The following is a 12,584-nucleotide window of genomic DNA, read 5'->3' as shown; positions in this document are numbered from 1 at the left end:
GGCGGGATCATCGGTCGGCTCACCCGCCGCCACGGCGGCGAGCGCAGCGAGGAGAGGTCATGACCACCCATCCGGACCCGGCCCTGCGCGAGACGCCGGGCGTGGTGCCGCAGGCCGGCCCGGCCGACGACTGGGCCCTGGGCCTGGACACCGTGCCCCGCGCCGCCGGCACCCCCGAGGAGCTCCAGCCGTACGCCGAGCTGGGCCTCCGCGACGACGAGTACGACCGCATCCGGCACATCCTCGGCCGCCGGCCCACCCAGGCCGAGCTGGCCATGTACTCGATCATGTGGAGCGAGCACTGCTCCTACAAGTCGAGCAAGGTGCACCTGCGCCAGTTCGGCGAGAAGGCCCCGCCGAGTGACCGGCTGCTGGCCGGCATCGGCGAGAACGCCGGCGTCGTCCAGGTCTCCGACGAGCTGGCGGTGACCTTCAAGGTCGAGTCGCACAACCACCCGAGCTTCGTCGAGCCGTACCAGGGCGCGGCGACCGGCGTCGGCGGCATCGTCCGGGACATCCTCGCCATGGGCGCGCGCCCGGTCGCCGTGATGGACCCGCTGCGTTTCGGCGCGGCGGACCACCCGGACACCGCCCGCGTGCTCCCCGGCGTGGTGGCCGGCGTCGGCGGCTACGGCAACTGCCTGGGCCTGCCCAACATCGGCGGCGAGCTCGTCTTCGACCCCAGCTACCAGGGCAACCCGCTGCTCAACGCGCTCTGCCTCGGCGTGCTGCCGGTGTCCCGGCTGCAGAACAAGGCCGCAGCCGGGCCGGGCAACGTCGTGGTGCTGATGGGCGCCAAGACCGGCCGGGACGGCATCGGCGGCGTGTCGGTGCTGGCCAGCGCCACCTTCGACGAGGGCAGCGAGCAGCGCCGCCCGGCCGTGCAGGTGGGTGACCCGTTCACCGAGAAGCTGCTCATCGAGGCCTGCCTCGAGCTGTACGACGCCGAGCTGGTCGTCGGCATCCAGGACCTCGGCGGCGCCGGCCTGACCTGCGCTCTCACCGAGACGGCCGCCGCGGCCGGCACCGGCATGCGGGTCTGGCTGGAGCGGGTGCCGCTGCGCGAGCCCTCGATGGAGCCGCACGAGATCCTGGCCAGCGAGTCCCAGGAGCGGATGCTGCTGGTGGTTACGCCGGACAAGCTGGAGGCGGTGCTCAAGACCGCCGAGAAGTGGGGCGTGCTCGCCACCGCCATCGGTGAGGTCACCGCGCCGTCGCCGGACGGGCAGCCGGGCCGCCTGCTCATCACCTGGCGTGACCAGATGGTGGTCGACGTGCCGCCGGGCTCGCTGGTCGACGACGGCCCCGTCTACGCCCGCCCCATGCGCGAGCCGGCCGACCTGATCCTGCTCCAGGCCGACCGGGCCGAGACGCTGCCCCGGCCGAGCGACCCGGACGCGCTCCGGGAGACCCTGCTCCGCATGATCGCGTCGCCGAACCTGGCCGACAAGACCTGGGTCACCGAGCAGTACGACCGGTACGTGCTGGGCAACACCGTGCTCGCCCAGCCGGAGGACTCCGGCGTGATCCGGATCGACGAGCGGACCGGCCTGGGCGTCGCCCTGTCCGTCGACGGCAACGGCCGGTACGCCCGCCTCGACCCGTACCACGGGACGAAGCTCGCGCTGGCCGAGGCGTACCGGAACGTGGCGGTGACCGGCGCGAAGCCGATCGCCGTGACCAACTGCCTCAACTTCGGTTCCCCGGAGGACCCGGGCGTCATGTGGCAGTTCGCCGAGGCCGTGCGCGGCCTGGCGGACGGCTGCCTGGAGCTGGGCATCCCGGTGACCGGCGGCAACGTCAGCTTCTACAACCAGACCGGCGCGGCGGCCATCCACCCGACCCCGGTGGTCGGCGTGCTGGGCGTGCTGGACAACGTCGCGGAACGGGTGCCGATGGGCTTCGTGCCGCGGCCGGCCGGCGACCACGACCAGCTCTTCCTGCTGGGCGAGACGCACGTGGAGCTCTCCGGCTCGGAGTGGGCGTGGGTGACCCACGAGCACCTCGGCGGCATCCCGCCGCAGGTCGACCTGGCCCGTGAGCGGCAGCTCGCCGAGCTGCTCGCCGAGGCGGCCCGGGTCGGGCACCTCAGCTCCGCGCACGACCTCTCCGACGGTGGCCTCGCCCAGAGCCTGGTCGAGTCCTGCCTGCGGCGCGGCGTCGGTGCCCGGGTCGTGCTGCCGGAGCACTTCGCCGGCGGCTCGATGCCGTTCGTCTTCCTGTTCAGCGAGTCCGCCGGCCGCGTCCTGGTGTCGGTGCCGCGCGGGCACGAGAAGGCCTTCACCGCCCTCTGCGCCGAGCGCGGGGTGCCGTGGGAGTTCATCGGGGCCACCGACCCGGCCGGCGGCGCCCTGGAGGTGCACGGCCAGTTCCGGATCGGCCTCGACGAGCTGCGCGAGGCGCACACCGCCACCCTGCCGCGCCTCTTCGGCGGCGCGGAGGCGGCCCGGGTGGAGGTGGAGGCCACCCGCACCGGGACCACCACCGTCCTGCCGGCCACCGCCGAGCAGCCGGTCGGCGTCGACCCGGCCGAGGTCGCCGCCGAGCCGATCGCGCAGGCCGGCACCGCCGCGGCGGAGACCGAGACCGAGACCGGTGTCGGGCCGACCGCGCCGGCGGACGTCGCGGACGCTCCGGTGGCCGACGAGGCTCCGGCGGACGAGGCCGACACCACGACCGATGGTCCCGAGGCGGCGTCCGACCCGGACCGCTCCGCGACGGCCGCCGGTGACCCGGACCAGCGCCCCGCGCCGGATCAGCACTGAGGCCCTGGCCTTGGCCGTCTTCGCCCAGCCCGGCGCCGGCGCCCGGTTCGACTGGGGGCTGAGCGGGGCCGCGGAACTCGGCCGGGTCTGCGCCGCCCTGGTGGTGGTGGACGTGCTCTCGTTCACCACCGCCGTGGAGGTGGCGGTGAGCCGCGGCATGCGGGTACACCCGTTCCCGTGGGGCGAGCAGGCCGCCGAATACGCCCGCCGGGTCGGCGCCGTCGCGGCGGTGGGTCGCCGGAGGACGACCCCGGAGCATCCGTGGTCGCTTTCCCCGGCGGCCCTGCGCACCGCGCCGGTCGTCGCCGACCTGGTGCTGCCGTCGCCGAACGGCTCGGCCATCAGCGCCGCGGCGAGCGCCACCGGCGTGCCGGTGGTCGCCGCGTGCCTGCGCAACGCCCCCGCCGTCGGGCGCTGGCTCCGGGCCCAGGGGTACGGCTCGATCGACGCCCCCGTGGGGGTGGTGGCCGCCGGCGAACGCTGGCCGGACGGGTCGCTGCGTCCCGGGGTGGAGGACCAGCTCGGGGCGGCCAGCGTGCTGGACGCCCTCTCCGGGGTCCCCGGCGGGCTCTCGGTGGAGGCCGCCATGGCCTTGGCCGCCCTGGCCAGCACGCCTGACGTGCCGGCCGCGGTACGGGGCTGCGTCTCCGGCCGGGAACTCGTCGAGGGTGGCTTCGCCGAGGACGTGGCAGTCGCCATCGAAGTCGGCGTCTCCGACGTGGTGCCGGTGCTCCGCCGGGGCTACTTCGCCGCCGCCTGAGTCGTCCCCGATCGACCGCCCGGCGGTCGAACTCGGGAGTTTCCTGCGCGGCTGTCGAGCTGATGACCTCAGCGACTCAACGGTGGGCGGGTGGTCCGGTCCGTGGTGCGCGGATGACCTGGCGGCCCGCTGATCGTGGCAGCGTGTGTCGTCGCCGGTGTGAAGTGGCCGCCCGGCTGAGCCGGGCGGCCACTCTCCTCGTACGCGGTGGGGGGGCGCTCGCGCCCCGGGCGTCAGTCGTCCAGCCAGTCCAGGCGGCGACCGCTGCGGTCCTTCGGGGCGTCGGGTCGGGCCCGGCCGGCCTCGGCCGGGTCGGCGTAGTAGCCGCCGCCCTGGTCGTAGCCCTGGTTGTCGTAGCCACCGCCGCGCTGCTGCGGCGGCTGCTCCTGGCCGTAGCCGCCCTGCTGGCCGTAGCCACCCTGCGCCGGCTGGCCGTAACCGTCGCCGCCGCCGTAGCCGCCGCGCTGGTCGTAACCGGCGTAGCCGCCCGGCTGGCCGGCGTCGTACGCGCCGCCCGGCTGGCCGGCGTCGTATCCGGCCTGCTGGCGACCGTCGTAGCCGCCCTGGCGGTTGTCGTAGCCACCGGTCTGGCCGCTGTCGTAGCCACCGTTCGGGCCGCCGTCGTAGGCGCCCGCCGCGCCGTTGTCGTAGCCGCCCGCGGGACCGTTGTCGTAGCCGCCGGCCGGGGCGCCGTAGCCGCCACCGGCACCGTAGGCGTCCTGCTCCGCGCCGCGGCCGTACTGGCCCGGGCCGGGTTGCTCGTAGCCGCGGCCCTGCTCGGGCTGGTAGGTGCTGGTCGGGTACGGGTCGGCCGGCGGCGCGTACTGGGTGCTGTCACCGGTGTAGCGGCCGGTGGGCTCGTCGTAGCGCTCGTTGCCGTAGCCGCCGGCCGGCGCGGGCGGGTAGCCGGCGGCGCCGGCGCCGTACTCGGGGCTGCCGTAGCCGCCACCGGAGGACGGGGTGTTGCCGTAGCCGCTGCCCGAGGAGGGGGCGTTGCCGTAGCCGTTGGCGGCGCCGTAGCCGCCCGGACCGGCAGGCTCGTCGCCGTAGCCGCCGTAGCCGGGCTGCCCCGCCCCGACGCCGTACGAGGGGCCGGGAGGCGCGCCGTACGGGTCCGGCGGGACGTCGTCCACGACCGGGCGGTGCATCATGGTCGGCGCGTCGCTGAGCGAGGGGCCGCCGGCCATGGTCGGGGCCGGCCCGGCGCCCATGCCGTTCACCACCCGGGTCTGGTCGTCCGCGCCCCGGTAGGCGCCCCGGGCGCCCGGCACGCCGACTGCTCCAGCGGGGCCACCGGGGCCGGTCGGCCCGTTCGGGCCGTCGCCGTCGCCGTCGCCGTCCTCGTTCTTGCGCCGCATGTAGAGCAGCACGATGGTGCCCACGCCGACGGCGACGAAGAGGCCGCCGAGCAGGATCAGCAGCCAGGAGCTGAAGCCGCCCGAATCCTCGTTGGCGGCCGGCTGCTGGGCGGCGGGCGCATCGCTGGCCGCCTCGTCGGTCGCCTCGTCGGTGGCTTCCTCGCTCGGCAGGGCCTCTTCGCTGGCCGAGGCGCTGGGGCTCGGCGAGGCCGCCACCTTGATCGGCACGCTGATCCGCACGCCGGTCACCGACTGGCCGGCGGACGCGTTGATCGACTTGGTGCCGGGGTTGGCGTCACCCTTGGTGGCGCCCAGGTCGATCCGGCCCGGCGCGATCGGGTCCGAGGTGGAACCGGTGAAGCGGAAGTTGCCGCTGCCGTCCGTGTTGGTCTGGCGCTGCTTGCCCTTGCTGTCCCGCAGCATGACGAGAGCGTTCTCGACGGGATCGCCGTTGTCCGCGACGACGACCTTGCCGGAGATCGACTTGACCGTCTGCGTCTGCTCGGGGGGCGGCGCCTTGGCGACCAGGGTCACCGTGACCGTGGCGGACTGCTCCTGCTTGTTCGGCCCGTTGGAATCCGTCGCCTTGATCGTGATGGTGGCGGAGCCGTTCGGCGCGTCGGAGGCGGCGCGCAAGGTGGCGTCGAAGGTGCCGTCCTGGTTCACCCGGCCCCGGGAACAGCCGTCGACACAGCTGAGCTTCGGGTTGCTGGAGGTGACCGAGACGTCGGCGCTGGACAGCGGGTCGGTGAAGTCGAGGCTGTAGGTCACCTTGACCGAACCGCCGGCCTCCACCGAGTTCGGTGAGGCGGACACGTTGCTGACGTCGGGAGCGGCCAGAGCGGGTGTGGCGGGGACGGCGAGCAGGGCGCCGAAGACCAGCGCCACGACCACACCGGCCCGCTGCTTCCAGGCACGTCGGTGTGTTGACACGTCCACCGCCTTCCGGGTCTGATCTCCCCGCCGGCCGGTCCGGCCGGGTGATCACTCACGGTACGAATACGCCGTCGGCAACTATGCCTTGTCCGGCGGGGCTATCTCTACCCAGGGCCAGCGTCGAGCGCGTTGCGGCAGGGTCGTATCGTCCCGTCGTGTCCTCTCCGCACACTTATTCGGCCGCGGTAGCGGCGACGTTGACAGCGCTGGATGAGGGGCGTACGCCCGATCGGCCGGTGTACCGGGAGGCGGTCCGTACCCTTTTGGCCGCCCTCGCGGAGCGCGCCCCCGGCCGATCGGTGGAGGTGCGGGTCCCACCCTACGGCGCGGTGCAGTGCGTGGCGGGGCCGCGACACACCCGTGGAACGCCCCCGAATGTGGTGGAAATGGACCCGGCGACCTGGTTGGCGCTGGCCACCGGCCGCCTCGGGTGGGCCGAGGCCGTCACCGAGGGTCGCGTACGGGTGTCGGGCATCCGGGCGGATCTCTCCGAGCACCTTCCGCTCTAGCTGCGGCGCAACGCGGTTCGCGATCACGCTCAGCGGGCATCCCGTGACTGTCGGTATCGACCGCTGTTCGCGTACACTGTGAGGCGACGACGGTCCCCGGCCCACGGTGCGGAGCTTGCCCCCCGACCTCCGCCAGGCCAGTCCCAGACCCCAGCAAGAGGGAGCGGCAGGTGCCCCGAGGCGATGGCCGGCTGAGCCACGACCTTGATCCCCAGCGACCCGGCCCCCAGGACGCGTGCGGCGTCTTCGGTGTCTGGGCGCCAGGGGAAGAGGTCGCGAATCTGACCTACTTCGGGCTCTACGCCCTCCAGCACCGCGGCCAGGAGGCCGCGGGCATCGCGGTGAGCGACGGGTCGGGCGTGGTGGTCTACAAGGACCTCGGCCTGGTCGCCCAGGTCTTCGACGAGCCCACCCTGGCGAGCCTGCGCGGGCACCTGGCGATCGGGCACGCGCGCTACTCGACCACCGGCGGGTCGACCTGGGAGAACGCCCAGCCGACCATCCGGGCCACGACCGCGGGCACCACGATCGCGCTGGCCCACAACGGCAACCTGGTCAACACCGCCGAACTGAAGCGCGAGGTGGCCGAGCGGGGTGTGGACTCCGACGGCTCGACCAACGACACGTCGCTGGTCACCATGCTGCTGGCCAGCCGCCCCGACCTCTCCGTGGAGGCGGCCGCCCTGGAGGTGCTGCCCCAGCTGCGCGGCGCGTTCAGCTTCGTCTTCATGGACGAGTCGACGCTCTACGCGGCGCGTGATCCGCACGGCGTCCGCCCGCTGGTGCTCGGCCGGCTGGAGCGCGGCTGGGTGGTGGCGAGCGAGACCGCGGCGCTGGACATCGTCGGCGCGAGCGTGGTCCGCGAGGTGGAGCCCGGCGAGCTGATCGCCATCGACGAGGACGGCCTGCGGTCCAGCCGCTTCGCCGCGCCGGAGCCCAAGGGCTGCCTCTTCGAGTACGTGTACATCGCCCGCCCGGACGCCACGATCGCCGGTCGGAACGTGCACTCCGCCCGGGTGCAGATCGGCCGCCAGCTCGCCAGGGAGCACCCGGTCGAGGCCGACCTGGTCATCCCGGTGCCGGAGTCCGGCACGCCGGCGGCGATCGGCTACGCCGAGGAGTCCGGCATCACCTACGGCCAGGGCCTGATGAAGAACCCGTACGTCGGGCGGACCTTCATCCAGCCGTCGCAGACCCTGCGTCAGCTCGGCATCCGGCTCAAGCTCAACCCGCTGCGGGAGAACGTGCGCGGCAAGCGCCTCGTGGTGGTGGACGACTCGATCGTGCGGGGCAACACCCAGCGGGCGATCGTGCGGATGCTGCGCGAGGCGGGGGCGCTGGAGGTCCACGTCCGGATCTCGTCCCCACCGGTCAGGTGGCCCTGCTTCTACGGGATCGACTTCGCCACCCGGGCCGAGCTGCTGGCCAACGGGCTGGACAACGAGGGCATCCGGCGGTCGATCGGAGCCGACACGCTGGGTTACGTATCGCTTCCCGGTCTCATCGCTGCCACCGAGCAGCCGAAGACCCGGCTCTGCCGGGCGTGCTTCGACGGGGAATACCCGATCGAGCTGCCCGCCGGGAACCTGATCGGCAAGCACGTGCTCGAAGGGGTGGGCCGTCGGGTCGCCGCCGAGGCGTCCGAGCCCACCGCCCCGCTCAACGACAACCTCAGCTCGGCGCGTCTGACGCCGCGCCCCGACCTGACGCCGTCGGCCGCCACTCCGGGCGGCGCAGCCACCCACCGCCCGTAGCACCACCGACGCGGGGGCCCTCCGGTCGGCCCGCGGGAACCACAAAGGGGAGAACCGTGACCCACGTGTCCGAGCGCAGCGGCGCAGGATCCAGCCCGACGGGCGCCGGCGGCGACCGCCAGCCCTGGTCGGCGGGGACCGGCCGTACGCAGCGCAAACGCTCGGTCTCGTACGCCGACGCCGGGGTGTCGATCGAGGCGGGCGACCGCGCGGTCGAGCTGCTGAAGTCCAAGGTCCGGCAGACCCGGCGCCCGGAGGTCATGGGCGACCTGGGCGGCTTCGCCGGCCTGTTCCGCCTGGACACGAAGAAGTACAAGAACCCGATCCTGGCCTCCTCCACCGACGGCGTGGGCACCAAGCTGGTGATCGCCCAGCAGCTCGACATCCACGACACGGTCGGCATCGACCTGGTCGCCATGGTGGTCGACGACCTGGTGGCCTGCGGCGCCGAGCCGCTGTTCCTGCTCGACTACATCGCCACCGGCGAGGTCGTCCCGGACAAGGTCGCCGAGATCGGCGCGGGCATCGCCGACGGCTGCCGCTACGCGGGCTGCGCGCTGCTCGGTGGCGAGACCGCCGAGCACCCGGGCGTGCTGCGCCCCGACGAGTACGACATCTCCGCCACCGGCGTCGGTGTGGTGGAGGAGAGCGACATCCTCAGCCCGGACCGCGTCGAGGTGGGCGACGTGGTCATCGCGATGCGCTCCTCCGGCCTGCACTCCAACGGCTACTCGCTGGTCCGGCACGTGCTGCTGGGCGCGGGCCGGATGCGGTTGGACGTGGTGATCGACGACTTCGGCCGGCAGCGGACCCTCGGCGAGGAGCTGCTCACCCCGACCAAGATCTACGCGCAGGACTGCCTCAAGCTCATCGCCGAGGCCGAGGTGCGGTCGCTGGCCCACGTCACCGGCGGTGGCATCCCGGGCAACCTGGTCCGGATCCTGCCCGAGCACGTCGACGCGGTGGTCAACCGCTCCACCTGGAAGCCGCAGCCGATCTTCGACCTGATCCAGTCCAAGGGCCGGATCGAGGACCCGGAGATGGAGGCGACGTTCAACATGGGCGTCGGCATGTTCGCCATCGTCTCCGCCGAGGACGCCGACCGCGCGCTGGCCACCCTGACCGGCCGTGGCGTCGACGCCTGGCAGGCCGGCGAGATCATCGAGGGCTCGGGCAACGTGCAGATGATCGGTCAGCACACGCGCGGGTGATCACTCTCCGGTGATCATCCAAGCACCTGATCGGGGGTTCACCCGAGTAGCCACCGCCGCCTAGCCTGAAGGGCAGTTCAGGGCCGGCGGGGGAGGGGTGATGGCTGCGCGTACGCACACCGGAATGCGGGGCATCGCCGCCGTCCCCTCGTACGTGGTGATGCAGCCGACCACGCTCTGCAATCTCGACTGCGTCTACTGCTACCTGCCGCTGCGGGCGGTGGACCGGCGGATGCCCGTGGCGGTCGCCGAGGCGGTGGCGGCCTCGGTGAACCCCTGGGCGGCCGCCGGCCGCTTCTCGGTGGTCTGGCACGGCGGGGAGCCGCTCGCGGCCGGCCGGGAGCACCTGGCGGCGCTGCTGGCCCCGTTCGGGCCGGAGGTGGAGCACCACGTCCAGACCAACGCCACGTTGATCGACGACGCCTGGTGCGCATTCTTCGCCGAGCACGGGATCCGGGTCAGCGTGAGCGTGGACGGCCCCCGGGACCGCAACGGCGAGCGGGTCACCCGGGGCGGCCGGCCGGCGTACGACCGGATCCTGGCCGGGGTGGCGGCGCTGCGCCGGCACGGGCTGCCGTTCTCGGCGCTGGCCGTGGTCTCCCGGCCGGAGCCGGGGCTGGCCACCGAGCTCTACGACTACTTCCTCGACCTCGGCTGTGACGTGCTGGGGATCAACATCGAGGAGACCGAGGGCGTCAACACCCGCACGAACGCGCGGGACGCGGGCGCGGTGACGGGGTTCTGGGCGGAGCTGGTGGGCGCCTGGCGCCGGGATCCGCGGATTCACCTGCGCGAGATCGAGTGGTCGCTGCGCTATGCCGGCGCCGTCCTGGCCGGCACGGCGGACGACCTGCTGCCCCGCCGGCTCGACCCGATCCCCACGGTCGCCCAGGACGGCTCGGTGGTGGTGCTCTCACCGGAGCTGGCCGGCTTCACCGACCCGCACTACGGCGACTTCAGCAGCGGCAACGTGCTGAGCGCCCCGCTGGCCGAGATTCTGGCCGGGGCCGGGCGGACGCCCTGGGTGGGCGAGTTCCTCACCGGTGTGGAGGCGTGCCGGTCGTCCTGCCCCTACTTCGGCTTCTGCGGCGGTGGCCACGCGGCCAACCGCTACTTCGAGCTGGGGCGTTTCGACGGTACGGAGACCGAGCACTGCCGCAACAGCAAGATCCGCCTATTGGAGGGAGTGTTGGAGCATGCCCGAGACCACGAGTCACCGGCAGCCTGAGCGTGTCGGAGGAGCCGAGCCCGATCCGGTCGCGGACCGGGTGCGGGAGGCTGCCGGCGGACTGACCGCACTTCTCCACGAGGCCGAGGCCGCGCGCCTGCTGCGGGCGGAGGTGTCGGGCGGCGACGGCGCCAGCGCAGTGTGCGCCTGGAACCACTTCGAGAACATCCCGACGTTCTACAACTGGAACAACCGGCCCCGCTGAGGTATGCGTGACCGCGATCAGGGGCCCGCCGGTCGGCCGGAGGGCTCCGGGAGGGCGTGGCCCCTGATCGTCGGTGCGCCGCACTGGAAGGGCACATGCGTGAGCACGCGGAGAGTCACCGCGTGCTCAGATGCGACCGGAGGTCAGCGGGTCGGACGGACCCAGGTGTCCGGGTCGTCGTCCGCGTGATCCTCATCATCATCGTCGACATACTCTTTGTAGTCGTCGTCGAAGTGCTGCTCAGACTTCCCACCAGCACCCGCCAACTCGCGCTGCAAGGCGGTGAGGTCGGTGTTCGGGGAGTGGTACTTCAACTCCCGGGCCACCTTCGTCTGCTTGGCCTTAGCACGGCCGCGCCCCATGGCTCGACCCCCTCGCACAGAATGCGGGGCAGCCCGAAGGCGGGCCCCGATGACGTCAGGCATCTCTCGTGGCTCTTACGGTACATGGGGATGCCACCGTTCGGCACCTCGGGTTACCGTCAACCGGCCCTGCGCGTCGCGGTGAGCCGGTCGTCACAAAGTGTACCCGGTAAGGAGCGGACAGCGGGAGCGGCCGTGACAGCGGTCAGATCGGCACGAATCACCCCAACATCCAGCTTAACGCCGGTGCCACCGGCGCGGCGGTCCGGGGGCGGGCCGGTGGCACCGCCCCCGGGTGACGCTCACCGCAGGTGGATCGTGCGCAGCCGGCCGACCTCGGCCATCCGGCGCTCGGCGAGCCGGTCCGCGGCCACCGCCGGCGGGACGCCCTCGTCGTCGGCGAGTCGCAGGATCTCGCGGGTGGTGTCGAAGATCCGGGTGGCCCGCAGCTTGGCGCGGTCGAAGTTGAAGCCCTCGATCTCGTCGGCGACCTGGATCACGCCGCCGGCGTTCACCACGTAGTCCGGGGCGTAGAGGATGCCGCGGTCGGCCAGGACCTTCTCGATGCCCGCGTGGGCGAGCTGGTTGTTGGCCGCTCCGGCGACCACCTTCGCGCGCAGCACCGGCACCGTGTCGTCGTTCAGGGCGCCGCCCAGCGCGCACGGGGCGTACACGTCGATGTCGGAGGCGACCAGCGCCGCGGTGTCGTCGACCAGCGTGACCTGCGGGTGGGTGGTGCGCACCCACTCCAGGGCCTTCGGGTTGACGTCGGTCGCCACGACCTCCGCCCCGTCCTCCAGGAGGTGCCCGGTCAGGTACTTGCCGACCTTGCCCAGGCCGGCCACGCCGACCCGCTTGCCGGCCAGCGTCGGGCTGCCCCAGACGTGCTCGGCGGCGGCCCGCATGCCCTGGAAGACGCCCCAGGCGGTCAGGACCGAGGAATCGCCGGCGCCGCCGTGCTCCACGCTGCGGCCGGTGACGTAGCTGGTCTCCCGGGCGATCACGTCCATGTCGGCGACGTAGGTGCCGACGTCGCAGGCGGTGTAGTAGCGGCCCGCCAGGGACTCCACGAAGCGGCCGTAGGCCCGCAGCAGCGCCTCGCTCTTGATCTGCTCGGGGTCACCCCAGATGACCGCCTTGCCGCCGCCCAGGTCGAGGCCGGCCAGGGCGTTCTTGTACGCCATGCCGCGGGAGAGGTCGAGCACGTCGGCGAGGGCGTCCGCCTCGCTGGCGTACGGGTAGAACCGGGTGCCGCCGAGCGCGGGGCCCAGCGCGGTGGAGTAGATCCCGATGATCGCCTTCAGCCCGGACTGCTTGTCCTGGCAGAACACGACCTGTTCGTGACCTGTCGATCCCGGGTCGTCGGTGCTGGCGAATACGCCCATGGCTGACTCCTGTGTCGGTGTGCGCCCTTGTGGGGCGCGGACCCTGCTGGCACGCCGGCGGGATGGTGCCGGTGCTGCTGAGCCTAATATCGGCCGCAGCCGTACTGTCGC

Annotated in this window: 10 protein-coding genes; 7 read left to right on the top strand and 3 right to left on the bottom strand. The window is 73.1% G+C overall.

Annotation, left to right across the window (positions count from 1 at the left end; genetic code table 11):
- Positions 1-59: 59 nt before the first annotated feature.
- Both purL and NFX44_RS11545 read left to right on the top strand, forming a co-directional pair.
- Entirely contained in the window at positions 60-2,765 is a 2,706-nt protein-coding gene (purL, locus tag NFX44_RS11550) for a phosphoribosylformylglycinamidine synthase subunit PurL (protein ID WP_262283489.1), read from the top strand.
- Positions 2,766-2,775: 10 nt separating this feature from the next.
- Positions 2,776-3,525, top strand: a complete 750-nt coding sequence (locus NFX44_RS11545) for a 2-phosphosulfolactate phosphatase (RefSeq protein WP_262283575.1) — start codon at positions 2,776-2,778, stop codon at positions 3,523-3,525.
- Positions 3,526-3,758: 233 nt separating this feature from the next.
- On the opposite strand, the gene NFX44_RS11540 is transcribed toward NFX44_RS11545, so the two are convergent.
- Complete coding sequence (locus tag NFX44_RS11540) at positions 3,759-5,816, bottom strand: carboxypeptidase regulatory-like domain-containing protein (RefSeq protein WP_262283488.1); 2,058 nt, start codon at positions 5,814-5,816, stop codon at positions 3,759-3,761.
- Positions 5,817-5,974: 158 nt separating this feature from the next.
- Here NFX44_RS11540 and NFX44_RS11535 point away from each other — a divergent pair, with 158 nt between their 5' ends.
- From NFX44_RS11535 to amcA, 5 genes are all read left to right on the top strand, one after another.
- Entirely contained in the window at positions 5,975-6,328 is a 354-nt protein-coding gene (locus tag NFX44_RS11535) for a sterol carrier family protein (RefSeq protein ID WP_262283487.1), read from the top strand.
- A 170-nt stretch (positions 6,329-6,498) separates the two neighbouring features.
- Positions 6,499-8,082 (top strand): amidophosphoribosyltransferase, encoded by a 1,584-nt coding sequence (purF, locus tag NFX44_RS11530; protein WP_262283486.1) that lies wholly within the window; start codon positions 6,499-6,501, stop codon positions 8,080-8,082.
- A 56-nt stretch (positions 8,083-8,138) separates the two neighbouring features.
- Positions 8,139-9,293: a phosphoribosylformylglycinamidine cyclo-ligase gene (purM, locus tag NFX44_RS11525; RefSeq protein WP_262283485.1), complete on the top strand. Its 1,155-nt coding sequence runs from the start codon at positions 8,139-8,141 to the stop codon at positions 9,291-9,293.
- A gap of 124 nt (positions 9,294-9,417) precedes the next feature.
- Entirely contained in the window at positions 9,418-10,521 is a 1,104-nt protein-coding gene (amcB, locus tag NFX44_RS11520; protein ID WP_262283574.1) for a cyclophane-forming radical SAM peptide maturase AmcB, read from the top strand.
- On the top strand, positions 10,490-10,726 hold the full coding sequence (amcA, locus tag NFX44_RS11515; RefSeq protein WP_151461157.1) for a multiple cyclophane-containing RiPP AmcA: 237 nt from the start codon (positions 10,490-10,492) through the stop codon (positions 10,724-10,726). The genes amcB and amcA overlap by 32 nt, the downstream gene beginning before the upstream one ends.
- A gap of 143 nt (positions 10,727-10,869) precedes the next feature.
- On the opposite strand, the gene NFX44_RS11510 is transcribed toward amcA, so the two are convergent.
- Both NFX44_RS11510 and NFX44_RS11505 read right to left on the bottom strand, forming a co-directional pair.
- Positions 10,870-11,088 (bottom strand): DUF3073 domain-containing protein, encoded by a 219-nt coding sequence (locus NFX44_RS11510; protein WP_091315761.1) that lies wholly within the window; start codon positions 11,086-11,088, stop codon positions 10,870-10,872.
- Between the two features lie 302 nt (positions 11,089-11,390).
- Positions 11,391-12,473, bottom strand: a complete 1,083-nt coding sequence (locus NFX44_RS11505) for a Glu/Leu/Phe/Val dehydrogenase (RefSeq protein WP_262283484.1) — start codon at positions 12,471-12,473, stop codon at positions 11,391-11,393.
- Between the last annotated feature and the right edge of the window lie 111 nt (positions 12,474-12,584).

Source organism: Micromonospora sp. MA102 (assembly GCF_025460765.1).
Lineage (GTDB): Bacteria > Actinomycetota > Actinomycetes > Mycobacteriales > Micromonosporaceae > Micromonospora > Micromonospora halotolerans.
The sequence above is the reverse complement of the archived record's forward strand: the minus strand, read 5'-3'. Positions and strand labels throughout refer to the sequence as shown.

What these genes read in the sequence shown, in the direction of transcription:
- amcB (WP_262283574.1), top strand. Translation starts at nt 9,418, where the DNA reads ATGCGGGGCATCGCCGCCGTCCCCTCGTACGTGGTGATGCAGCCGACC.
- NFX44_RS11505 (WP_262283484.1), bottom strand. Translation starts at nt 12,473, where the DNA reads ATGGGCGTATTCGCCAGCACCGACGACCCGGGATCGACAGGTCACGAA.
- NFX44_RS11510 (WP_091315761.1), bottom strand. Translation starts at nt 11,088, where the DNA reads ATGGGGCGCGGCCGTGCTAAGGCCAAGCAGACGAAGGTGGCCCGGGAG.
- amcA (WP_151461157.1), top strand. Translation starts at nt 10,490, where the DNA reads ATGCCCGAGACCACGAGTCACCGGCAGCCTGAGCGTGTCGGAGGAGCC.
- purL (WP_262283489.1), top strand. Translation starts at nt 60, where the DNA reads ATGACCACCCATCCGGACCCGGCCCTGCGCGAGACGCCGGGCGTGGTG.